The organism is Kluyvera sp. 1366 (assembly GCF_054823405.1).
The window spans coordinates 345,586-369,038 of record NZ_JBTRDW010000001.1 but is presented as its reverse complement, the minus strand read 5'-3'; the positions used below and the strand labels follow the sequence as shown (position 1 = coordinate 369,038).

The following is a 23,453-nucleotide window of genomic DNA, read 5'->3' as shown; positions in this document are numbered from 1 at the left end:
GTTCGCCCCATACGCTTACTGCAACGCTTTCAGAATCTGCATCGCGACTTTAACCCGCTCGGTATTGGGATAATTTTTGTTCGCCAATATCACAATGCCGACCTGCTTCTCCGGGATGAAGGCGACATAAGCACCGAACCCACCGGTCGCGCCGGTCTTATGCACCCACGACGCGCTGACACGCGGATGTGATTCGGCATCCCGCACCGGCTGCGGCCCAAGCGCCACCTTGTTATCCGCGCCCTTCACCGCCATCTCCGCCTGAGCGGGCCAATCCAGCATCTCCCACCCCAAACCTTGATAGAGCGCATCGGTGCGATAGAAACGCGTTTGCGCGAAATCCAGCGCCTGCTGCAGCGGCTTATCGTTAACCTGCTGCGGATCCATATTGGCCTGCATCCAGCGCGCCATATCTTTAATCGACGACTTCACGCCATAGGCTTCAGCATCCAGCATGCCCGGCGACACGCGCACCGGTTTGCCTTCGCGGTAGCCCCATGCGTAAGCATTTTTCGCGGCGTCAGGCACGGTGATAAAGGTGTGCTTGAGCTGCAATGGCGTGAATACGCGCTGCTGCATTGCCTGTTCAAAAGTCAGCCCGCTGGGTTTCGTCGCCAGCCAGCCAAATAAGCCGATGCTGCTGTTGGCATATTGACGCGTGTTGCCCGGCGCCCACTGCGGTTGCCACCGTTGATAGAAGTTCGCCAGCGCCTTTTCTTCGGTCACGGCATCGGGCACCTGCAGCGGCAAGCCGCCAGCGGTGTAAGTCGCCAGCTGCAGCAGCGTGATGTCGCGCCACTGCGGCGTGTTCAGTGCCGGCCAATATTTGCTGGCAGCATCGCTCAGCGCGATCTCGCCTTTATTCACCGCAACGCCACTCAGCACGCCGGTGAAGGTTTTACTCACCGAACCCAGCTCAAACAGCGTGTCTTGGGTGACCGGGCGCTGCTGTTTGACATCCGCCATGCCCCAGGTGAAATAGTGAGGCTGGCCTTTAACCACCACCGCCACCGCCATGCCGGGAATCGATTGCTGCTGCATTAGCGGTTTGATCGCCCGATCAACGGTTGCTTGCACATCTGCCGTGGTGGCAAACGCCATGGAGCACGCCGAGGTCAGCGCTGTTGCTATCAATGTTTGAGAAATCAATTTCACTGTAGTTAACCTTCCGGGTTGTTGTTCCGCAGGCAGTTTGACCACTTTGACAGGGTGCAACAAACTGTTAATTTTAGCGTCAGACAATAGAAAATCTTACAGGTTGGCGCATGACACGACCCTATATTCCCCTGAACGCGCTCAGAGCCTTTGAAGCCGCTGCACGTCATCTAAGTTTTACTAATGCGGCGATTGAGCTGCACGTAACCCATGCAGCCGTGAGCCAGCAGGTAAAATCGCTGGAGCAGCAGCTCGGTTGCCAGCTGTTTGTGCGGGTGTCGCGCGGATTGATGCTAACCACAGAAGGCGAAAGCCTGTTGCCGGTGCTCAACGACTCTTTCGATCGGATTGCCGATACGCTGGATCGTTTCTCATCCGGTCAAATGCGTGAAAAATTGAAAGTTGGCGTGGTGGGAAGTTTTGCCACCGGCTTACTGTTGCCGCGCTTAGAGGATTTTAACCGCCGTTATCCGCACATTGAGCTGCAACTCTCCACCCACAACAATCGCGTCGATCCGGCTGCCGAAGGCCACGATTACACCATTCGCTTTGGTAGCGGCGCCTGGCACGGCACCGAGGCGCAGTTTATTTGTCCTGCGCCGTTATCACCGCTGTGTATTCCGGACATTGCCCGGCAGTTGCAACAGCCTGCAGACGTGCACAAATTTACCCTGCTGCGCTCATTCCGCCGTGATGAGTGGAGCCAATGGCTGCAAAGCATTAACGAACATGCGCCATCGCCTGCGCATCCGGTGATGATTTTTGACTCGTCGCTGACGATGATTGAAGCGGCATTGTTAGGTGCGGGGATTGCGCTGGCACCGGTGAGGATTTTCAATCACCTGCTGCAAAGTGAGAAGCTGGTGCGCCCTTTCGCCGCTGAAATCGATCTCGGCGGCTACTGGTTAACGCGTTTGCAATCGCGGCACGAAAGCGCCGCGATGACCGCGTTTTCTGGCTGGTTGATGAATACCTTTTTGCCCGGTGCGCACTAATTAAACGAACACGTGATTTATAGCGCGAATGCGCAGGCCGGAGTCACTTTTGGTCCGGTGGTCCTCGCGCCGCAGCAGATGTGTCAGCGCCCGCACGTAAGCCAGGCCTTACGCTATCTGTTTCGCCTTCGCCAGCGTGCGTGCAAGAAGTGCGGAGTACAGCGGTTTGCCGCCGAAGAATTGCGCGGCCAGCGTTGCGCCGAGACAGGTAATGATCATCGGCAAAATCAGCTGATAATTGTTGGTCATCTCCAGCACCAGCACAATGCCGGTCAGCGGCGCGCGCACCGACGCCGCAAACAGCGCGCCCATACCGGCCACGGCAAAGGTTGCCGGCTCCAGATGTAAACCCGGCAGCCACTGCATGCAGAGCTGGCCGAAGCAGGTGCCGAGTAGCGTGCCTAGCGTCAGCATCGGGGCGAAAATACCGCCTGGCGCGCCGGAAGAGAAACAGCAGACAGTGATGAGCGTGCGCAGTGCGAAGAGCAGAAACAAGGCCAGCGCGCTGTAACTAGCGCTGGAGAAATCGGGGATCAGGGCAATCCCGCCGTTGATGGCTTGTGGCAGCACCAGGCCAATCACGCCGCACGCGCCAGCCAGTAAGCTTCCCCACATCACCCAAGCTGCCACGCGACCTTGGTGCAAGCGCTGAAACTGATCCTGCGCGAGGAAAATGAAGCGATTAAATGCCACGCCGCAGCCACCGAATAACACGCCTAATACCAGATAAAGCCACAGCGTATTAGTTGGCGCATCCTGCAACTGACCAATATTGATGATCGCCTCATTACCATTACACACGCGGAAAACAATGCTGGAGACGATAACGCCGACAAACACCGCTTTGATGGAAATCAGGCTGTAACGAAACTGCGGACGCATCTCTTCAATAATAAACAGGATGCCCGCCAGCGGAGCATTGAAGGCGGCCGATAAACCGGCGGCTGCGCCGGTTGCTAGCAACGTGTGGCGAGATTCAGAAGATTTAACGCGGAACAGATCGACACACATGCCGCCGATATTGCCACCCAGTTGCACGGTTGGCCCTTCGCGACCCAACACCATGCCTGAACCTAACGCGCCCATGCCACCAATGAATTTCACTGGTAGTACGCGCCACCAGCGCACCGGTCGGAGCTCCTCCAGCGCGCCTTCGATTTCAGGAATACCCGATCCGCCCGCTTCTGGCGCGTAGCGTCGCACCAGGAAATAGCCAATAGCGCCTAATAATGCCGAAAGGAAAAACGCACCGATTATTTTCACCAGCAGATTGTCACCAGCATCCGCTAGCCAGCTCAATCGCGTCTGCACCACAAAATTCACCGCTTTATCAAAGGCCACGCCAACCAAACCGGTTAGCACACCGACCAGCGCAGCCAGCAGTAATAGTGCGATCGGCGTTTTGTCGCGGCGTAACAGTTTCTGCATCAATAAGAAGCGCCCAGCACGTAATATCGTTTTGGGCTCTGCGGAGTGATGATGAGCAGACATGCAAATCCCTCTGTATTCAGAACAGTGTTCAAACGTTAGTTTGAAAAAATAGGGATTAGCATACTGAGAATGAAGTGATTTTTAACCCAGGAATTCGCAAGCGGATTTTTCAGGATCGAAGAGGTTGGGCATTTTTAGCCGATGCATCAACCTCGTCTACGAGGAATTAATCCTGCTCTTCAGCAATCAGCGTCAGTTTTTCATCAGTGGCTTTTTCTTCTTCCAGCGTTTCACCCAGTAACCTGGCGGCATCCTGATAATCCAGCTTCAGAGCTAAGGCGCGCAAGGTGCCGTAGGTGGCGATCTCATAGTGCTCAACTTTCTGTGCGGCACCGATCAGTCCAGCATCGCAAACCGGCCCTTTTTCTACTTCATCGATAATTTCCTGCGCCTCTTCGGCCAGACCTTCCAGCGCATGGCATTTCATTCGTTTGATCTGCACGCCATCCGTGAGCTCAACCAGTTGATCAATACGTTCAATTTGTCCGCGCGTTTCTTCGAGGTGCTGTTTAAAAGCCGCAACCAGATTAGGATCAGAGGCGGCGCGAATCATTTTTGGTAACGCTTTGGTGATCTGTTTTTCTGCGCTGTAAATATCAGAGAGATCATGCACAAACAGATCTTGCAGTGTTTTAATCGTCATAATATGGCCTTTTTGTAGAATAGAATATCAGATAGGTAAAAACGTGGGCGAGAGTGAATAAGGAATTACGCCGGCACATAAGCCTGACTTAATCCTGGCGGACAATAGATAATTCACAAGCGAAGCCTGAAAATAAACTCGCCGCATTGTTTAAATCATTGCCAGACTTAAACCAGGTCAATCGGAGAGAACATAATGAAAAAGCCAGGGCCGCCAGATCTCAACGGCGAAATTATTCACGAACGCAGATTAATGCCGCTCGGATTAATTTCTCTGTATGAAGTTACCTTCAACAATGGCAAATATGCCGTTATGCGCCTGGATAAAGTTCAACCCTTTCATCAGGGTGACGTTTTTAAACGTGTTAATGACTGCTGGTATTGTGATGAACAACTGATACATCCTTACGCTTTTCAGTTTGTCGATCAGGCTGAAGCGCAACGGTCATTTATCGAATATGAGCGATAATATTATCTTGTGCTCTTTCATATCGGAGAATGAAACGCAGCGAGTTGGTCCGGTTGCGCTGGCGGCAATGACATCCAAAAATTCACCTCCATGCTGGTTTCATATTCCGCATGCGCTTCAAGGAAAATATGCTCGCCGCTGCGCGATTGCCCGCCATAAAGCCAGCCGCCCTGCACCTCACCATTTTCAAATTGCACGATGCACTCCTGCTTGTAGCCGGGCGCTTGTTCATTTACATCAATCCATTCAAGAATATGGCGCATTCGCTTACTCCTCGGCAATAAACAGTGATTTACAGTGCGGGCACAACATAGCCTGTCCGCGCGCTTGCTTTAAGGAAGATTGTGGGCAAAACTTTTTACAGACTGGACACTGAGTTTTGACTTCCCGGCGTGATAAGCTTTCTAAAAATTGATTTAACCAGCTCATAATTTATTTCCTTTTTCCGTTAACTGATTCTAACACACCTGATTTTTTTCATTGCCACTCACACTTGACAACAACGTTAAAGATCCTCAACCCCATCATTACGTTCAGTTAAATGTTTTAAATTAACTTTTATTTTATAAACCAACCGTAAGATCGATTTGGCACTATACTCAAATAAGACAAGTATTTTCCCTCGCCCTCTCTTATACCGTCGACTTTCCTGTTGATAGTGCTGACTTTTATAATCCATTGGATTTTTTGCGACGCCATTATGAAAAATAAACTTCCCACCGGGTCATTCATTAGCAGTAGTGCGCTTCCGGCAACGGCACGCAGTAGTTTTGAGTTTTTACATCACAGCGGTGTTTACCAGGCGAACCGGCCAGATGTTTTTTCCGAGCGGCAAATGGAAATATATGGCGAGCGTCTGGCAAAAACGCATCATCTTTCCGACGCCAAAAAAAGCTATAAATTATTGCAGCGGCTGGCGGAAAACGAACAGGCGCTGATAAAAAGCGCTGAAATATTAAGTACCGGTGAGAAGCGTAATTTGACACCGGCTGGCGAATGGTTGCTGGATAATTTTTATATTATCGAAGAGCAAATTCGGATGGTGCGCCATCTGTTGCCCACCAAATTTGGTCAGGGCTTACCTGCGCTGAAAGACCCCGCGCACTCTTTGCGTATTCAGGCGATCGCGGATGAGATGATCAGCCACAGTGATGGCCGCTTAGAGTCAGCAGTGTTGGCGACCTTTATTCATGCTTATCAACGCGTGACGCCGCTGCTGATGGGTGAACTCTGGGCGCTTCCCGCCATGCTGCGCTTTGCGCTGCTCGATAACCTCGCACGTATTGCGCAAGGCGTTGCTGAGATTCATCAGGAGCGCAGCCAGGCCGAAGCGTGGATTAATGAGATCGTTCATCACTCCGCCAGGGACGCCACTCGCGTGATTCAGGTGATCGCCGATATGGCGCACAAAAACGATCAGCTTTCCGGAGCGTTTGTCGCCGAACTGGCGCGCAAACTGAATGGGCAGAATCACTCGCTGGCGTTGACCTGGGTGGAGCAACACCTGCTGAACACCGGGCGTAATACTGCGGATGTGATTGAACAATTCAACCGCCAGCTGGCACTGAGTCAGCTCTCGGTCAGCAACAGCATTGCCGGATTGCGCCAGCTTGGCGAAATCAACTGGCAGGATTTGGTGGAGTCGCTGAGCCTGGTCGAGCAAGTGCTGGCGCAGGATCCCGCCGGGATTTATCCGCAGATGCATTTTGACAGCCGCGATCAATATCGGCATGTGGTTGAAGAGCTGGCTCGCCAGAGCGAATTCGACGAGCTAAACGTTGCTAATCAGGTTTTGGCGCTGAGTCGTCAGGCCGCATTGCCAGCGCGCCAACAGCATATTGGTTACTTCCTGCTGGATAAAGGGCGCGCGCAGCTTGAGCAACAGCTAAAGCCGCGCCGTTCCTGGCTTAATCAGGCGCGCCATCATCTCAGCCAAACGCCGCTGCTCTCCTGGCTGGGCAGCCTGACGTTATTGACTACCGCTTTCAGCGCCGAAGCGCTGTTTTTCACTCATCAATCCGCGATGTCGGTGGTGCTGTGGCTGTTACTGGTGCCGGCGGTGATCTTAATCAGCAGCCAGCTCGCCCTGCAGCTGCTCAGCGAAGTCACAACCCGCACCCGCCATCCGGTACCGCTTCCGCGACTTGATTACGAGCGGACGGTACCGGATGGCGATCGCACGCTGGTGGTGATCCCCTGTTTAATCAGCAGCAAACATGGCACCGATGCGCTGTTGCTGTCGCTGGAAACCAGCTATCTCGGTAACGCGCTCGACAACATCAGCTTTATGCTGTTGGCTGATTTCACCGACAGCGCGGCCGAACACGATGACGATGATGCCGAAATCATCGGTTATGCAGTGCTGAAAATTCAGGCGCTCAACCGCCGTTACAGCAGCAAGTCGCACAGTGATGGGCTTTTTTCTCTGCTACATCGCAACCGTGTGCTAAACCCTTCGCAGGGCGTGTGGATGGGTTATGAGCGTAAGCGCGGCAAACTGCATGCGCTCAATCGCTGGCTGCAGGGCGAAGCAGAGACATTTAACGTCATCGTCGGTGCCAGCCAGGCGCAAATGCGCACGGTGAAATACGTCATTACCCTCGATAGCGACACCATTCTGCCGCGAGAAACCGCGCATAAGCTGATTGGCATTATGGCGCATCCGCTCAATGCGCCGGTGTTTGATGACAGCCTGAATCGCGTGGTGGAAGGTTATGCCATTCTGCAGCCACGTCTGGCGGAGGAGATTCCGCCCTTTGGCCAGGGCCGCTACGCGCGTCTCTCCAGCAGCGTGCCGGGCAACGATGCGTATTCATCGATGTCTTCCGATATCTATCAGGATCTGTTTGGCGAAGGTTCGTTTGTCGGCAAAGGCATTTACGATGTGGCGGCCTTTACCCGCGCGACGCGTAATACCTGCCCGGAAAATCTGGTGCTCAGCCATGATTTGCTGGAAGGCTGTTATGCGCGCTCTGGCGTGGTCAGCAATGTGGTGCTGTACGAACACTATCCGGATAACTATCTCAGCGATGTCGCGCGGCGTTTCCGCTGGGTACGCGGTGACTGGCAGCTGCTGAACTGGCTGAAACTACGCGTGCGACTGGAGGATGGCGGCTATCAGGCCAATCCGCTCAGTGCACTGTCGCGCTGGAAATTGTTCGACAACCTGCGTCGCAGTCTGATTGCGCCCGCCTTGCTGCTGCTGATGTTCCTGGCATTTAGTTGGGTGGCGAATCCGCCGTTTTGGCTCGGCTGCATTGCGCTGTTCCTGCTGTTGCCCAGCGCCTTAGCGTTGAGCATGGAAGGCATGCGCAAAAGCAAGACGCGCGCCTGGCAGCATCATCTCTCTATCCTGTCTTTGGATGCGTTAATGCGCCTGAGCCGCGCGGGACTGACGCTGGCGACACTACCGCATGAAAGCTACTGGTCGCTGAAGGCGATTATCGTCACGCTGTGGCGACTCAACGTGAGCGGGCAGTTTCTCCATGAATGGAAAAGCGCCTCGGCGGGCAGTTCATCGCCCACGCCGTCACTGCGCCATTTTTATCAGGCGATGTGGTTTAACCCAGCAGCTGGCGTTGCACTGTCACTTTTAACCGCGCTGGTTAATCCTGAATTGATTGCGCTGGCGTTGCCGATCTCGCTGCTGTGGCTAATCACGCCGTGGCTGTTGTGGCAGTTGAGTAAACCGGCCCATTCGCTCCAGAAAAAGCTCTCCGCTGAGCAGCAACAGTTTTTGCGCCACACCGCGCGTCACACCTGGGCTTGGTTTGAAGATTTCGTCACCGCCGAACATAACCACTTGCCACCGGATAACTTTCAGGAAGTGTTGCAGCCGGTGGTGGCGCATCGCACCTCGCCAACCAATATCGGCCTGTCGCTGCTGGCCAATTTAACCGCATGGGATTTTGGCTACATTACGCAGAAACCGGTGATAGCCCGTTCGCTCGCCGCGCTGGATAGCCTCGATCGCATGGAGCATTTTCGTGGACATCTCTACAACTGGTATGACACTTACACGCTGAAGCCATTAAATCCGCGCTACGTCTCCACCGTCGATAGCGGCAATCTCGCCGCGCACCTCGCCACCCTGCAGGCCGGGCTTGCGCAGTGGAAGCATCTGCCGGTGCTCGCCTTGCCAGTGATCATGGCCGGTCTGCATGACACCTTGCTGCTGGCGAAAGCGCAGATGGGCACAGAGCGTAACGATCGCTGGGATGAGTTAACCGCGCAGTTTGATGCGCTGCAACAGGCCGCGCCCGTTGCGATTGCCAGTCATCTCTCGTCGCTGATCGCGCAGAGTGAAATTCTGCTGGCGCAGATGCAGCTGCCGCTGTTGCAGGTGAAATGGTTCGAACGGTTTATCCACCAGCTCAGCGATTTGCAGCAGGAGTGGACGCTGTTTTTCAGCTGGCTCACGCCGGATGATGATCTGCCTGCCGCCTTACCTTCTCTGCTGTGGCTGAGTGAGTTAGAGCGTCATCGCCCCGGCCTCCATTCTCAGCTCGCGGCGTCTGTGATGTGGGCCGCACGTGAACGCATGGCGACCTTGCTGGAGCTGGAAGGACGGCTGGAAGATCATGCAAAAATGGATTTCCGCTTTCTCTATGTTGATAAAACCGCGCTGCTCAGCGTGGGTTACAATCTCGACAGCGGCGCGCTCGATAAAGGCCATTACGATCTCTTCCCGTCCGAAGTGCGCCTGACGCACTACTACGCCATCTCTGCTAATCAGCTGCCGGTAAAAAGCTGGTTCGTGCTGGGCCGTTTGTTCACCCAACTGGATAACAAACCGGCGGTGATGTCGTGGAGCGGCTCGATGTTTGAGTACCTGATGCCGCATCTGGTGATGCCGGTTTACCCGGATACGCTGCTGGAAAAAATGGCACTGTCGGCGGTGAAGCAGCAGATCGCGTCCGGTGATGCCGCGCAGATTCCGTGGGGCGTCTCCGAGTCGGCTTACGCCGCGTTCGATGACAGCCAAAACTATCAATACAAAGCCTTTGGTACCCCAGAGTTAGGGCTGAAGCGTGGCCTCAACGATGATCATGTGGTTGCGCCCTACGCCTCGCTGTTGGCGCTGATGGTGCTGCCGCATCAGGCCACCGACAACCTGATGCGATTGAAAAAAATGGGTGCCTGCGGCAAATACGGTTTCTACGAGGCGCTCGATTTCACCGCGCAGCGCCTGGCGCGCGGCCAGCAATTTGTCGCGGTGAAAACCTACATGGCGCACCACCAGGGCATGGGTTTTCTGGCGATTTCGCACCTGCTGCATGAAGCGCCGATGGTGGCGCGGTTTATGTCGAGTGCGCGCTTCCAGTCTTCCTACTTGCTGCTGCAGGAGCGCGTGCCGGATGACATTGAGCTGTATACCCCGCGTCGGCAGTTCGTTGACACCAGCGAGATCAAACCGCGTTCAGATACGCCCGAACTGCGCGAGTTCAGCGGCTCGGCGGCGCATCTGCCGCAAATCCAGCTGCTGTCGAATGCCAATTATCATGTGATGGTGACGCAATCCGGCACCGGGTATAGCCAGTGGAAAGGATTGGCGTTAACCCGCTGGCGCGCCGATGGCACCAGCAATCAGCACGGTATCTTCTGCTACATCCGCGATCGCCAATCCGGCGAGCTGATTAGCCCGACGTTCCAGCCCAGCGGTGATGCGCGCCCGCAGCACATTGCGCGCTTTACCGACGCCGGCGCGGAGTTTGAATCGCGCATGGAAACGCTCAGCACCCGCACTCAGGTGGTGGTGTCGCCAGAAGATGATGTGGAAATCCGCCGCATCGTCCTGACCAACCATTCACGCCAGCTGCGTGAAATAGACATCACCAGCTATGCGGAAGTGGTGCTGGCTTCTGCCGCCAGCGATATGGCGCATCCGGCGTTCAGCAACCTGTTTGTGCAAACCGAAATCGTCACTGAACTGGAAGCGATTTTGGCGCATCGCCGCCCGCGCGATGAGAAAACCGAGCCGCTGTGGATGTTCCACGCCCTGCTGATTCACGGCACCAGCGAGCGCGATACGCATTATGAAACCGACCGCGCGCAGTTTATTGGTCGCGGCAGAACTGCCGCCGATCCGCAGGCGATGGCAGCCGATGGCGTACTCAGCGGCAGCGCAGGTGCGGTGCTCGATCCATTGCTGTCGATTCGCCAGAAAATCGCCATCAAAGCGGGTAAATCCGTCACCCTCGATCTGGTGTATGGCGTCACCACGCAGCGTGATGTCTGCCTTGGCTTGATTGAGAAGTATCGCAACAATGTCTACGCCAATCGGGTATTTGAAATGGCGGCTTCTCACAGCCAGGTGGCGCTGCGTCAGCTGAATATCCTCGCTGAAGATGCCAGTTTGTATAACCAGCTCGCCAGCGCGGTGATTTTTGCCAGCCCTGAAATGCGCGGCGAAAGCCAGCGTCTGCAGCAGAATCGCCTGGGACAATCGTCGCTGTGGCGACACTCGCTGTCTGGCGACTTACCGATCGTGCTGGTGCGCATCGAAAACGGTACCCAGGTCAGCCTGGTGAGCAATCTGATTAAAGCGCATCAATACTGGCGCCAGAAAGGATTGACGGTAGATTTGGTGATCCTCAACGGCGAGCAAATCGGCTATCAGCAGCTGTTGCAAAATCAGCTGATCAAAATGATTTCATCAGGCGAGATGCAGATGCTGACCGACAAGCCTGGCGGCATCTTCCTGCGCCAAAGCGAGCACTTTGCGCCCGAAGATGTCACGCTGCTACTCAGCGTAGCTGCCGTGGTGCTGGAAGGCCGCAACGGCAGTTTGGCCGACCAGCTGACGGTGCTGTTAAAACCGCAGCCGGTGGCGCCGCCTTGCCGCTTCCTGGCGCATAAACAGGCCTTTCCCGCGCCCGCCCGCCTCGCTGCGCCGGAAAGCGTGCAGTTGTTTAATGGCACCGGCGGCTACAGCGCCGATGGCAGTGAATATCACATTTTGTTGTCCCCACATCAGCAGACGCCCGCGCCCTGGTGCAATGTGCTGGCAAATAAACAGTTTGGTAGCGTGATTTCAGAAAGTGGTCAGGCCTACACATGGTATGAAAATGCGCATGAATACCGCCTGACGCCGTGGCACAACGATCCGGTCAGCGATACGTCGGGCGAAGCCTTTTATTTGCGCGATGAGGAGAGCGGCGATGTCTGGTCACCTATGCCGCTGCCGATGCGCGGCGCCGGAGATTATTTGACGCAGCACGGCATGGGTTACAGCCGCTTTATGCATCAGGAGCAAGGCATTAGCAGCACGCTCACCACCTTCGTAGCTGGCGAGCAGGCGGCGAAAATCACCCTGATTCAGCTCAGTAATCTGTCTGGCAAAACCCGTCATTTGTCGATCACCGGCTACGTCGAATGGGTTCTGGGTGAGCTGATGAGCCAATCTGCCCGCCATGTACAAACTTCTGCGGCGATAGTGGCAGATGGCAGCGCCATTCTGGCGGTAAATCCCTATACCAGCAGCGGATCGATGCGCACCGCCTTCTTCGCCGCATCCGGCAATCAGATTGCTTTCAGCGGTAATCGCCTTGAGTGTCTGGGCCGCAATGGTTCGACGCGCAAGCCAGCGATAATGCAAGCGCGAGGCTTGTCGGGTAACACCGGCGCGGGACTCGATCCCTGCGCCACTCTGCAAACGCTGACCACCTTGATTGACGGCGATACGCGCACGCTGGTGTTCGTGTTAGGCGCGGCGGAAGATACCGCAGCGGCGTTGACGCTGATGCAGCAATTTCTTCCCAGCGAACAGGCGGAAGCCGAACTGGCGAAAGTGCAGCAGCAATGGCGCAATCTGTTAAACAAAGTCGAGGTGCAGACGCCCGATACAGCGGTGAATCTGCTGGCGAATAACTGGCTGCTGTACCAAACGCTGGCCAGTCGTTTGCTGGCGCGCAGCGGTTATTATCAGTCCGGTGGCGCGTTTGGCTTCCGCGATCAACTGCAGGATACGTTGTCGCTCACCCACGCCGCGCCCAACTTACTGCGCGATCAGCTGGTGCTGTGCGCTTCCCGCCAGTTCCCTGAAGGCGATGTGCAGCATTGGTGGCATCCGCCCACCGGACGCGGCGTGCGCACCCGCTGCTCAGATGATTATCTCTGGCTGCCCTTTGCACTCTGCCACTACATCACCGCTACGGAGGATCTTGCGCTGTTAGAACAGCCGATTAGCTATCTTGAAGCGCCACTGCTCACCGCCGAAGAAGAGTCGGTTTACAGCCTGCCGAACGTCAGTCAGCTGCAGGAAAACCTGTGGCAGCATGGCTTGCGTGCCATCCAGCATGGTCTGCGGTTTGGTGAGCATGGTTTGCCGCTGATGGGTTCCGGCGACTGGAATGACGGCATGAGCGAAGTGGGTATTGCCGGTAAAGGTGAAAGCGTCTGGCTCGGCTTTTTCCTTTACAGCGTGCTCACGCGCTTTGCCGCGCTCTCCACCCGTATCGATCAGCCGGAAGCCGCCAGCTTGTGCGAACAGCAAGCTGAAAAGCTGAAAACGGCACTGAATCAGCTCGCCTGGGATGGTGAATGGTTCCTGCGTGGCTACTTCGATAACGGTGAAACCCTGGGTTCACAGCGCAACGCCGAATGTCGCATTGATGCCATCGCGCAGAGTTGGTCGGTGCTGTCTGCGGCTGGCGATCACGACAAATGCGCCTCGGCGATGCAGGCGCTCGATCAGCAATTGGTGGATAGCGATAACGGCCTGATTAAACTGCTGACGCCGCCGTTCAATGGCGCAGGCCCCAATCCGGGATACATTCGCGGTTATCTGCCTGGCATCCGTGAAAACGGTGGGCAATACACGCACGGCGCGCTGTGGGCAATTATGGCGTTCGCCGAGATGGGCCAGGTCGAGCGCGCATGGGCGTTGCTGGCGCTGATCAATCCGATCAATCACAGCCTGGATGCGAATGCTGTTGCAACTTACAAAGTCGAACCTTATGTGATGGCGGCGGATGTCTACAGCGCCGAGAACCATGAAGGTCGCGGCGGCTGGACGTGGTACACCGGATCGGCGGGCTGGACTTATCAGCTGATCATCGAAAGCCTGCTTGGTATCACGCGCCACGGCGATAAATTGCGGCTGCGTCCGCGTCTGCCCAAAGCATGGCCGGGCGCGAAGGTGATTTATCATGAAGGGTCCGCGCGCTATGAGATTGAGATGCGGCGCACGCCCGGCGCTTATAAGCTGTGGCTGGATGATGTGCTGAGCGCCGATGATGCCATCACACTCAGCTGCGACGTCGGAAATCATCAGGTACGAATTCATCTCGCTGAGTAGCAATCACTAAGGTCATTAGTTTTTACCTTAGCCAGCAGTGGAAAATATCGCAGCGCCCTGCCAGCGGCTATTTTAGGGTTATTCTCCCCTACAAGGAGAATAATTCATGAGCCTCTTATCACCCGGCAATCGCCGGGATTTTCTTTCCGCCGGCATAAAACTCACCGCCGCAGGTACCTTACTCAGCGCGGGCATGAGCCGCAGCATTCAGGCGGTAGAAACCTGCCAACTGGCGCCTGCCAGCCGCGTTGATGCCACGCACTTTTTGCTGCGCAATGTGCGCCTGGAAGAAGCCTTTATCCGCAATAAAGATGTGATCACCGCCACGCAAACCGGTTTGTATGATGTTGAGGTGAATGCTGGCAAGATTGCCGCCATTCATCCTGCGGGCGTCAGCCTTAATCTGCCAACGTGGGACGCCGCCGGCTATCTGCTGCTGCCCGCCACGCGCGACATGCATATCCATCTCGATAAAACCTTCTACGGCGAAGGCTGGCGCGCGCCGCTGCCGCGCCACAGCGTGATCGATATGATCCATCAGGAAGAGCAGATCCTGCCCGAACTGCTGCCGACTTCTGAAATCCGTGCCGGGAAACTGATTGGCCTGCTGCAATCCAAAGGCAGCAGTTCTGCACGCAGCCATTGCAACATCGATCCGGTCAGCAAATTACACGGTCTGGAGCATCTGCAGCAGGCGATTGCCAACCATCGCGATGATTTTCATGCCGACATTGTCGCCTTCCCACAACACGGATTACTTCGCTCAAACGTCGAAGGCATGATGCGCGAAGCGATGAAGATGGGCGCGAACTATGTCGGTGGACTGGATCCAACCAACGTTGACGGCGCGATGGAGAAGTCACTGGATACCCTGTTCAGCATCGCGCTCGATTTCGCTGCACCGATCGATATTCACTTGCACGAAACCGAGCCGCACGGCGTGGCGGCGATTCGCTACATGCTGAAAACGGTGCGCGACAATCCGCAGCTAAAAGGCAAAGTCACCCTCAGCCACGCCTTTGCCCTGGGGACGTTACAGGGTAACGAACTGACGGCGATGATTGAGGAGCTGAAAGAGCAGCAGTTTAGTATCGCCACCACCGTACCGATTGGTCGCGTAATCATGCCGCTGCCGCAGTTGCGCGCCGCTGGCGTGCCGGTGTGGTCGGGCACCGACACCATCGCCGATCACTGGCAGCCCTTTGGCAGCGGCAGCATGCTGGAGAAAGCCAACGTCTATTCGCAGCTCTATCGTGGGCCGGATGAGTATTCTCTGAGCCGCGCGTTGGGTATTGCCACCAATGAGGTGTTGCCGCTGAATAGCCACGGCGAACAGCAATGGCCGAAAGCGCAGGACCACGCCACTATGATGCTGGTTAACGCCAGTTGCTCTGCGGAAGCTGTTGCGCACATCGCGCCGGTGATGGCGACGTTCTTTAACGGCAAACAGACGTTTGGCAGCCTGAAAAAGGTGTAAATTTCGATTTGGTGCGCATCAATGCGCACCCTACGGGGAAAATCCGCACTTGCACCTGCGGGGTGCAGTTGCTGCTCCAACAGCGGCAGTTTATTCATCTCATCAAGCTGATACGCGAGCTATCAGGCCATCCGCAGACTGGCGCGTTTCTTGCGTGTAACAAATTGTGACTTATCGTTCCCTTTCGTCCAAAGAGGTCTGCGCTATGGAATTGAAATGGTTTGAAGATTTTCTCAGTGTCGCCCGCTGTTACAGTTTTACCCGCGCCGCCAATGAGCGGCATATCACGCAATCGGCGCTTAGTCGGCGCATCCGCCAGCTAGAAGAGTGGCTGGGCGTGCCGCTGTTTGACCGCAAAACCTATCCCGTCACCCTAACGCCGGAAGGCCAAACCTTTCTCGCCACCGCCAGCGAAACGGTATTCTCCATGACGCATCTGCGAAACGATCTGCATCAGCGTTATAGTTCACGCACCGCCGTGCTGCGCTTTGCGATGCTGAATACCCTTTCGCTGACCTTCTTTCCCGACTGGATCCAGCGGCTAAATTTGCAGCCGCACCTCAGCTATATCCGCTTATGCAATCAGAAGCCGAGCTTCGTCGAACACATTTCTACTCTGCACAGCGGTGAAACCGATTTCCTGCTGACCTACGCCAACGATGCTGTTTCCTTAATTCATCAGCTGGCGGCATACCCGATGATTCAACTGGGCCGCGAGCGCGCTATCGCCGTGTGTCGCCCCGACAGCAGCGGCAAACCGCTCTATCCGGTACGCGCTGACGGCGGCCCAATTCCGTGGCTGAGTTACGGCCAGCACACCTTCTTCGCCCACGCGCTGGCGCAGATGCTGAGTAAACGGCCGCTGCCGCTGGAAGCCGTGTATGAAAACGGCATGTCGGTGAACCTCAAAGCGATGGTGTTGGCCGGCGCGGGTGTGGCCTGGCTGCCGCTGAGTTTGATCCACGAAGAGCTGACCAGCGGCAACCTGGTACGTGCCGATGAAAGCAGTTGGGATATCTCGCTAGCAATTCGGCTTTATCGTCAGCCGGTGCTGCAAAACCCGCAGGCAGAACAGCTGTGGTTGCGCGCTTGCGCCAGCGATACGGCAGACGCCGCCTGACGGCAAACTATGCAATTTTGGAATGGGGAGTGTGAATTGCTCATTGGCCTAACGCTGTTGTTTTCCTCCATGCTGCGAGTTCAGAGAGGCTGCCGCCTCTGGCGATACCTGACCAACCAAGCTGAGGACCATGATGGAAAACAAAGCGTTAGTGTGGAAATGGGTGGAAACGCATCAAGCGGACTTTTGTGATCTGAGCGATCGCGTGTGGGGCATGCCGGAAATCTGTTATACGGAATATCGCTCGGTGGCGGAGCATACCGCGATGCTGAAACAGCAAGGCTTTCGCGTCACGGAGAACGTGGCGGAGATTCCCACCGCCGTGATGGGCGAAGCCGGTGAAGGTGGGCCGATCATCGCGTTTCTTGGCGAATACGATGCGCTGCCGGGCCTGAGCCAGGCAGCCGGTGTTGCGCACTATTCGCCGCTGCCGGGCAACGGTCATGGCCACGGTTGCGGGCATAACCTACTGGGTTCAGCCGCTATGCTGGCAGCAACGGCGTTGAAAGCCTGGCTCGAAGAAACTGGCATGCCGGGTCGCGTACGCTATTACGGCTGTCCGGCAGAAGAAGGCGGTGCAGCAAAATCCTTTATGGCCCGCGCCGGTGCCTTTGATGGCGTCGATGTTGCTATTACCTGGCATCCAAGCGCGCACCATGAAGTCGCCAAACCGCTGTCATTAGCCAACACGCGGATGGATTTTGCCTTCAGTGGCCGATCGTCACATGCTGCCGCCTCGCCACATCTCGGGCGCAGCGCACTGGATGCCGCTGAACTGATGAATGTCGGCGTGCAGTTTTTACGTGAACACGTGCCGCAGGATTCGCGCATTCACTACGCTTTTCTTGATGCCGGCGGCGTCGCGCCCAATGTGGTGCAGGCCAAATCCACCGTGCGCTACGCGATTCGTTCGCGCGATGTGCACGCCATGTTTGATCTCAATGAGCGCGTCAAGCGCGTGGCCGCTGGTGCGGCAATGATGACCGATACTCAGGTCGATATCAGCATCATGAGCGCCGTCTCCAATCTGCTCGGCAATCGCCCGCTGGAACAGGCGATGCAGTTCAATCTCGAAGCGCTGGGTCCAGTGCCGTTTGACCAGGCAGACCTCGCCTTTGCCGCTGAAATTCAGGCTACTTTAACCCCCGAAGAGATCGAAAACTGTTACCGCAAAACCGGCGTAAAGCCCGCCAATCCTAAACCACTCAGCGACTACATCATCCCGCTGGATACTCACGGCGAAGTGATGATCGGCTCCACCGATGTCGGCGATGTCAGCTGGGTGATCCCCACCGTGCAGGCACACGTGCCGACCATGGCGATAGGTACGCCCGGCCACTCATGGCAGCTTACCGCGCAGGGCAAAATGCCCGCGGCGCACAAAGCGCTGTCGCATGTCGCCAAAGTGATGGCAGCGACGGCGGTGGATGTGCTGACCGACAAAGTGCTACTGGCGCAGGTGAAAAAAGCACACTTCGAACAGGTGAGCGAGAAACCGTACCACTGCCCGATCCCTGCGGAGGTTAAGCCGCCGATTCAGCCACGTCCGGACAATCTGTAACCACTCAGGAGAGAAGCATGACGATGAAAACACTCACTGCCGCCATCGCGCTGGCAGCAGGTTGCTGCGCCGCTTCGCAGGCCGCCACGCCGCCCGACTCGCTGGTGATGGCATGGAACATTGACGCCATCAGCACCTGGGATCCGGCGCAAATTGGTGAAGTGGTCACTAGCGAGATCTACTCCAATACCTGTGACACGCTGGTGGATTTTCGCGTCAGCGATGAAACCCAGCTCGACCCCGGCATGGCGAAAAGCTGGGACGTTTCAGCCGATCGTAAAACCATCACCTTTCATCTGCAGGACAACCTGAAGTTTGCCGACGGCTCACCGGCGACGGCAGGCGATTTAGCCTGGTCGATGCAGCGCGTGGTGAAACTCGGATACGGCAACGCCGCCGCCATCAAGGAGTATGGCTTCAGCAAAGAGAATGTTGATAACCGCATCACCGCGCCCGATGATAAAACGCTGGTGATGAGTTTCGACAAAGCCTATCCCACCAATCTGGTACTGCAGGCAATCGCCGCCAATAACGTCTCATCGCTGCTGGATCGCAAACTGCTTGAGAAGCAAGCGGTGGACAGCGATCTCGGCCACAAATATCTCTCCACCCACACGGCGTGCGTCGGTCCGTATCAATTGGTGCGCTGGAACGCCGGTGAAGGCGTGGTGCTACAAGCCTCACCCAACTACTGGGGCAAAGCGCCGCTGCTGAAGCGCATTCTGATCCGTCACGTCGCCGAAACCGGCACACAGCGTTTGCTGGTGACGCAAGGTGATGTGGATATCGCACGCGATCTGTCGGCAGATGATCTGAAAACGCTGGATGAAGGCGGCAAGGTCAAAGTGGAGAAGGTGCTGAAGCCGCAGCTGTTCTTCTGGACCTACAACAACGAAGACCCGATTTTCAAAAATGAAAAAGTGCGTTTGGCGATGCGTTATCTGATCGATTACGACGGCCTCGGCAACAGCGTGATGCCTTATCTCGGCGTGCCGCGCGCCAGCTTTGTACAGCAAGGTGCCTTTGGCGCGCTGGATGCCAAACAAGGACAGCCCTTCCATCTCGATTTAGACAAAGCCAAACAGCTGCTGACCGAAGCGGGCTATCCCAACGGCTTTAGCGCCTCGGTGCTGTTTGGCACGCTGCCACACTCAGCGCCGATCGCGCAAAGCATCCAGCAAAACGCCGCTAAAATTGGCGTGAAACTCAACCTTGAACGCATGGCAAATGCGCAGCTGTTTAGCCGCGTGCGCGGCCGCGAGTTCCAGAGCGCGATGATGGCGTGGCAAACCTCGGTGCCGGATGCCTACGGCAACGCTTCGCGTCTGGTTTATAACCCGGATAACAGCAAAGAGGCGCGCGCCACGCAGTATCCGAGCTGGCGAGCCGCCTATTTCGACCCACAGATGAACCAGAAAGTGGAGACCGCGCTGCTGGAGCCGGATGACAGCAAACGCAGCGCGCTGTACGCCGATTTGCAGCAAGAGCAGATGCAGAAAGGCCCGATGGCGATCATGTTCCAGATGTACAACAGCGCGGGCATTAACGCCGTGGTGAAGAACTGGACATGGAACGGTTTCCGCGTTTGGTACGGTGACGCAAGTAAATAATGGAGGTGGCTGATGTCTCAGGTGATCTCACCGCTAGCACAGAACACACCTTCCGCTGGCTGGCGTCTGTTGCGACGCCTTTCTAAGGGCGTTATTTCGATCGGTTGCACGCTGTTGGGGCTGGCCGCACTCACCTTCTTTATTGGCCGTTTGCTGCCGATCGATCCGGTGGTGGCGATCATCGGGGATAACGCCAGCCAGGAAGCGTACGACAAGATGTTCCAGCAGCTCGGCCTCGATCAGCCGCTGTGGCAGCAGTTTGTCGCTTACGTCTGGCAACTGCTGCATCATGATTTTGGTATCGCGCTCACCACCAGCCATCCGGTGGCACAGGACATCGCCCGTGTGTTTCCCGCCACGCTGGAGCTGGCAACGGTGGCGGCGATTATCGGCGTGGGATTGGGCGTACCGGCGGGCGTGCTCTCCGCCATGTATCGCAACACCTGGTTCGATCATCTGATGCGCTTTGTCGGTTTGCTCAGCTACTCCACGCCGCACTTCTGGCTGGGACTAATGGGGTTGCTACTATTTTACGCCACGCTGGGCTGGATTGGCGGTCCAGGACGCATTGATTTCATCTACGAGTTCGATCTGCAACCGGTGACCGGCTTTTGGTTGATTGATAGCGCGCTGAGCGGCAAATGGGAGGTGTTCCGCAACGTGTTGGGTCACATCATTCTGCCCGCCTCGATTTTGGGTCTCAGCGCACTCGCCTATATCAGCCGCATGGTGCGCAGCTTCATGCTGGAGCAGCTTTCGCAGGAGTACATCATTACCGCGCGGGTGAAAGGTTTGTCGTGGGCGCGCTGCGTTTGGGTGCATGCGCTGCGCAACATCGCGGTGCCGACCTTGACCGTGGTTGCGCTGTCGTGGGCCTGGCTGCTGGAAGGCGCGGTGCTAACTGAAACGGTGTTCGCCTGGCCCGGTTTTGGCCGCTACCTCACCAATGCGCTGCTGGCCGGCGACATGAATGCGGTGGTTGGCTGCACCTTGCTGATTGGTGCCATCTTCGTTGCCCTCAACCTGCTGTGCGATCTGCTCTATCGCCTGTTTGATCCCCGCACGCGTCAGGAGGAACCATGACCGATTCCGTGAACAAATCCCCGACGCTGCCCGCCTCGCGGAGCTTACGCGCCTGGCTGCGCGATCCGGCACCGCAATCGCCGTTGCAGGCGCAAGTGCAGCTGATGTGGATTCAATGGCGCCGCTTTTGCGCCAATCACTCCGCGCTGTTTGGTCTGCTGGTGTTGCTGGTGATTATCGCTGCCGCGCTGCTGGCACCGTGGATCGTCAGCCACGATATCTACGCACAAAATCTGGCGCTGCGCCTGCAACCCGCCAACGCTGAGCATTGGCTCGGCACGGATGAGCTGGGCCGCGATATCTACAGCCGCCTGCTGTATGGCGCACGCATCACGCTGTATATCGCCGGGTTGACCGCCTTGATTATTACGCCGCTCGGGCTGCTGGTCGGCACCACCGCCGGTTATCTCGGCGGTTGGGTCGATACCGTTCTGATGCGGCTGGTGGATATTTTTCTCGCCTTTCCCAGCCTGATTCTGGCGCTGGCGTTCGTCGCCGCGCTTGGTCCCGGCATCGAGAATGCCATCATCGCGATTTCACTCTCATCGTGGCCGCCGATTGCGCGTCTGGCGCGCGCCGAAACGCTGGCCATCCGCAAAATGGATTACATCGCTGCCGTGCGCTTACAAGGCGCATCGTCGTGGCACATCATCGTGCGCCACATTGTGCCGATGTGTCTGCCTTCCGTGGTGGTGCGCGTCACGCTCAATATGGCGGCGATTATCCTCACTGCCGCCGGACTCGGCTTTCTTGGCCTCGGCGCACAAGCGCCGAGCCCGGAATGGGGCGCGATGCTGGCTTCCGGGCGTGAATTCATGCTTAACAACGGCTGGGTTGCCGCCATTCCCGGTTTAGCCATCCTGTTCACCAGCCTCGCCTTCAACCTGTTGGGTGATGGCCTGCGCGACGTAATGGATATCCGCCATGACTAATTCCCTGCTTCAGGTCAAGAACCTGAATATCGTATTCCGCAGCGCGCATGGCGAGCAGCATGCGGTGCGCGACGTTAGTTTTCAGGTCGGTCGTGAAAAAGTGGCGATCGTCGGCGAATCAGGCTCGGGCAAGTCACAAACCTGCCGCGCGTTGCTGAAGCTGACGCCGAAAATCGGCCACGTCAGCGCCGATCAGATGCAGTTTGGCGATATTGACCTGCTCAGCTGTAGCGAAAAACAGATGCGCGCTATTCGCGGCAATCGCATCTCAATGATCCTGCAGGATCCCCGCTTCTCACTGAACCCGCTGATGCGCATCGGCGATCAGGTGGCGGAAGCCTGGCGGCTGCATCGTCGTGTCAGCAAAGGCGAAGCACGACTGCGGGCGCTGGCGATGCTGGAATCGGTGCATATTCGCGATGTCGAAAGCGTCGCGCAGCGCTATCCGCATGAAATCTCCGGCGGCATGGGACAGCGCGTGATGATTGCTATGATGCTAATCCCGGAACCGGATTTGATCATTGCCGATGAACCGACGTCGGCGCTGGATGTGACGGTGCGCCAGCAGGTGTTGAGCATTCTCAACGAGCAACTGGCGCGCCGCCAAACCGGGCTGCTGTTTATCAGCCACGACCTCAATCTTGTGTCGCGCTTCTGTGACCGCGTGTTGGTGATGTACGCCGGGCGCATCGTCGAAGAGATCCGCGCCGACCGCCTTGAACAGGCGCAACATCCCTATACGCAAGCGCTATTAGCCAGCCAGCCGCGTCTGCATCAGCCGGTTGAGATGCTGCGCGTGCCGCTGCGTGAAGCCAACTGGCTTCACGGTCCCTGCTACCGCGATGGAGTGGCGCTATGAATATGATCCCAACGTCAGAACGCAGCATCGAACTGGTCGATCTCACCATCGCTTTCGGCAGCGGAACGCGTCGTCGTCAGGTGGTGGATAGCGTGAGTTTTACGCTGGCGTACGGCGAAAGTTACGGCCTGATTGGTGAATCTGGCTGCGGCAAATCGACAATTTTGCGCGCTCTGGCTGGCCTTAATCACGATTATCACGGCCATATTCTGTTCAATAACCGCGAACAGCAGCCACAGCGCGATAAAGCTTTTTATCGCCAGGTGCAGATGGTGTTTCAGGATCCGTATGCCTCACTGCATCCGCGCAAAATGGTATGGGCCAGCCTGCGTGAACCGCTCAAGCTGCACGGATTGGATCGCCATGAGGCGCGCATCAGCGAGGTATTGCACGCGGTGGGACTTTCCGATGCCTTCCGTTATCGCTATCCGCATCAGCTCTCTGGCGGACAGCGACAACGCGTGGCGATTGCGCGCGCGTTGATTCTTGAACCCTCGGTGCTGCTGCTGGATGAACCGACGTCGGCGCTGGATGTGTCGGTGCAAGCGGAGATTCTCAACTTACTCAGCAACATGCGCCGCCAGCGAGGGCTGACCTATCTGATGGTGACGCACGATTTAGCCGTAGTTACGCATCTGTGCAGCCGTGTTGGCATCATGCATCACGGCAAACTGCTGGAAGAGCTGAGCGCCGACAACGTGCGGCAAGGGCTGACGCAGGAAAACTACACGCGTGAGTTTCTCGCGGCCAGCGAGGCCTGA

16 protein-coding genes are annotated in these 23,453 nt (G+C 56.5%); 11 read left to right on the top strand and 5 right to left on the bottom strand.

The window, feature by feature from the left end; genetic code table 11:
• Positions 1–15: 15 nt before the first annotated feature.
• Positions 16–1,149 carry a PSZ family class C beta-lactamase gene (blaPSZ, locus tag ACVLVH_RS01720; RefSeq protein WP_498948754.1) on the bottom strand — a complete coding sequence of 378 codons (1,134 nt, stop codon included), beginning with the start codon at positions 1,147–1,149 and terminating at the stop codon, positions 16–18.
• A gap of 116 nt (positions 1,150–1,265) precedes the next feature.
• Here blaPSZ and ampR point away from each other — a divergent pair, with 116 nt between their 5' ends.
• Positions 1,266–2,150: a LysR family transcriptional regulator AmpR gene (ampR, locus tag ACVLVH_RS01715; protein WP_498948534.1), complete on the top strand. Its 885-nt coding sequence runs from the start codon at positions 1,266–1,268 to the stop codon at positions 2,148–2,150.
• A 108-nt stretch (positions 2,151–2,258) separates the two neighbouring features.
• Here the strand turns inward: ampR and clcA are convergent, their stop codons facing one another.
• Together clcA and ACVLVH_RS01705 are read right to left on the bottom strand one after the other, a co-directional pair.
• Complete coding sequence (gene clcA / locus ACVLVH_RS01710; RefSeq protein ID WP_498948532.1) at positions 2,259–3,641, bottom strand: H(+)/Cl(-) exchange transporter ClcA; 1,383 nt, start codon at positions 3,639–3,641, stop codon at positions 2,259–2,261.
• 166 nt (positions 3,642–3,807) lie between these two features.
• Complete coding sequence (locus tag ACVLVH_RS01705; RefSeq protein WP_101761525.1) at positions 3,808–4,284, bottom strand: YciE/YciF ferroxidase family protein; 477 nt, start codon at positions 4,282–4,284, stop codon at positions 3,808–3,810.
• Positions 4,285–4,479: 195 nt separating this feature from the next.
• Between ACVLVH_RS01705 and ACVLVH_RS01700 the strand changes: the two genes are divergently transcribed.
• On the top strand, positions 4,480–4,752 hold the full coding sequence (locus tag ACVLVH_RS01700) for a hypothetical protein (protein WP_498948530.1): 273 nt from the start codon (positions 4,480–4,482) through the stop codon (positions 4,750–4,752).
• 17 nt (positions 4,753–4,769) lie between these two features.
• On the opposite strand, the gene ACVLVH_RS01695 is transcribed toward ACVLVH_RS01700, so the two are convergent.
• A complete protein-coding gene (locus ACVLVH_RS01695; RefSeq protein WP_101761527.1) occupies positions 4,770–5,015 on the bottom strand; it encodes a hypothetical protein in 246 nt (81 codons plus the stop codon).
• A 4-nt stretch (positions 5,016–5,019) separates the two neighbouring features.
• Positions 5,020–5,181, bottom strand: coding sequence for a YnfU family zinc-binding protein (locus ACVLVH_RS01690; protein WP_217548267.1), 162 nt, complete (start codon positions 5,179–5,181; stop codon positions 5,020–5,022).
• Between the two features lie 271 nt (positions 5,182–5,452).
• Here ACVLVH_RS01690 and ACVLVH_RS01685 point away from each other — a divergent pair, with 271 nt between their 5' ends.
• From ACVLVH_RS01685 to ACVLVH_RS01645, 9 genes are all read left to right on the top strand, one after another.
• A complete protein-coding gene (locus ACVLVH_RS01685; RefSeq protein WP_498948527.1) occupies positions 5,453–14,050 on the top strand; it encodes a glycoside hydrolase family 94 protein in 8,598 nt (2,865 codons plus the stop codon).
• Between the two features lie 106 nt (positions 14,051–14,156).
• The gene (locus ACVLVH_RS01680; protein WP_312462695.1) at positions 14,157–15,527 is read left to right on the top strand and encodes an amidohydrolase; all 1,371 of its coding nucleotides are present in this window, start codon (positions 14,157–14,159) and stop codon (positions 15,525–15,527) included.
• Positions 15,528–15,732: 205 nt separating this feature from the next.
• Entirely contained in the window at positions 15,733–16,647 is a 915-nt protein-coding gene (locus ACVLVH_RS01675) for a LysR family transcriptional regulator (RefSeq protein WP_192234817.1), read from the top strand.
• Between the two features lie 133 nt (positions 16,648–16,780).
• On the top strand, positions 16,781–18,208 hold the full coding sequence (locus ACVLVH_RS01670; protein ID WP_309837899.1) for a M20 family metallopeptidase: 1,428 nt from the start codon (positions 16,781–16,783) through the stop codon (positions 18,206–18,208).
• Between the two features lie 17 nt (positions 18,209–18,225).
• Complete coding sequence (locus ACVLVH_RS01665; protein ID WP_192413035.1) at positions 18,226–19,818, top strand: ABC transporter substrate-binding protein; 1,593 nt, start codon at positions 18,226–18,228, stop codon at positions 19,816–19,818.
• A gap of 12 nt (positions 19,819–19,830) precedes the next feature.
• Positions 19,831–20,901 (top strand): ABC transporter permease, encoded by a 1,071-nt coding sequence (locus tag ACVLVH_RS01660; protein ID WP_312462696.1) that lies wholly within the window; start codon positions 19,831–19,833, stop codon positions 20,899–20,901.
• On the top strand, positions 20,898–21,833 hold the full coding sequence (locus ACVLVH_RS01655; RefSeq protein WP_192234811.1) for an ABC transporter permease: 936 nt from the start codon (positions 20,898–20,900) through the stop codon (positions 21,831–21,833). The genes ACVLVH_RS01660 and ACVLVH_RS01655 overlap by 4 nt, the downstream gene beginning before the upstream one ends.
• Positions 21,826–22,692, top strand: a complete 867-nt coding sequence (locus ACVLVH_RS01650) for an ABC transporter ATP-binding protein (RefSeq protein ID WP_192234809.1) — start codon at positions 21,826–21,828, stop codon at positions 22,690–22,692. The genes ACVLVH_RS01655 and ACVLVH_RS01650 overlap by 8 nt, the downstream gene beginning before the upstream one ends.
• Positions 22,689–23,453: an ABC transporter ATP-binding protein gene (locus ACVLVH_RS01645; protein ID WP_192413038.1), complete on the top strand. Its 765-nt coding sequence runs from the start codon at positions 22,689–22,691 to the stop codon at positions 23,451–23,453. The genes ACVLVH_RS01650 and ACVLVH_RS01645 overlap by 4 nt, the downstream gene beginning before the upstream one ends.

What these genes read in the sequence shown, in the direction of transcription:
- ampR (WP_498948534.1), top strand. Translation starts at nt 1,266, where the DNA reads ATGACACGACCCTATATTCCCCTGAACGCGCTCAGAGCCTTTGAAGCC.
- clcA (WP_498948532.1), bottom strand. Translation starts at nt 3,641, where the DNA reads ATGTCTGCTCATCATCACTCCGCAGAGCCCAAAACGATATTACGTGCT.
- ACVLVH_RS01705 (WP_101761525.1), bottom strand. Translation starts at nt 4,284, where the DNA reads ATGACGATTAAAACACTGCAAGATCTGTTTGTGCATGATCTCTCTGAT.
- ACVLVH_RS01700 (WP_498948530.1), top strand. Translation starts at nt 4,480, where the DNA reads ATGAAAAAGCCAGGGCCGCCAGATCTCAACGGCGAAATTATTCACGAA.
- ACVLVH_RS01695 (WP_101761527.1), bottom strand. Translation starts at nt 5,015, where the DNA reads ATGCGCCATATTCTTGAATGGATTGATGTAAATGAACAAGCGCCCGGC.
- ACVLVH_RS01690 (WP_217548267.1), bottom strand. Translation starts at nt 5,181, where the DNA reads ATGAGCTGGTTAAATCAATTTTTAGAAAGCTTATCACGCCGGGAAGTC.
- ACVLVH_RS01685 (WP_498948527.1), top strand. Translation starts at nt 5,453, where the DNA reads ATGAAAAATAAACTTCCCACCGGGTCATTCATTAGCAGTAGTGCGCTT.
- ACVLVH_RS01680 (WP_312462695.1), top strand. Translation starts at nt 14,157, where the DNA reads ATGAGCCTCTTATCACCCGGCAATCGCCGGGATTTTCTTTCCGCCGGC.
- ACVLVH_RS01675 (WP_192234817.1), top strand. Translation starts at nt 15,733, where the DNA reads ATGGAATTGAAATGGTTTGAAGATTTTCTCAGTGTCGCCCGCTGTTAC.
- ACVLVH_RS01670 (WP_309837899.1), top strand. Translation starts at nt 16,781, where the DNA reads ATGGAAAACAAAGCGTTAGTGTGGAAATGGGTGGAAACGCATCAAGCG.
- ACVLVH_RS01665 (WP_192413035.1), top strand. Translation starts at nt 18,226, where the DNA reads ATGACGATGAAAACACTCACTGCCGCCATCGCGCTGGCAGCAGGTTGC.
- ACVLVH_RS01660 (WP_312462696.1), top strand. Translation starts at nt 19,831, where the DNA reads ATGTCTCAGGTGATCTCACCGCTAGCACAGAACACACCTTCCGCTGGC.
- ACVLVH_RS01655 (WP_192234811.1), top strand. Translation starts at nt 20,898, where the DNA reads ATGACCGATTCCGTGAACAAATCCCCGACGCTGCCCGCCTCGCGGAGC.
- ACVLVH_RS01650 (WP_192234809.1), top strand. Translation starts at nt 21,826, where the DNA reads ATGACTAATTCCCTGCTTCAGGTCAAGAACCTGAATATCGTATTCCGC.
- ACVLVH_RS01645 (WP_192413038.1), top strand. Translation starts at nt 22,689, where the DNA reads ATGAATATGATCCCAACGTCAGAACGCAGCATCGAACTGGTCGATCTC.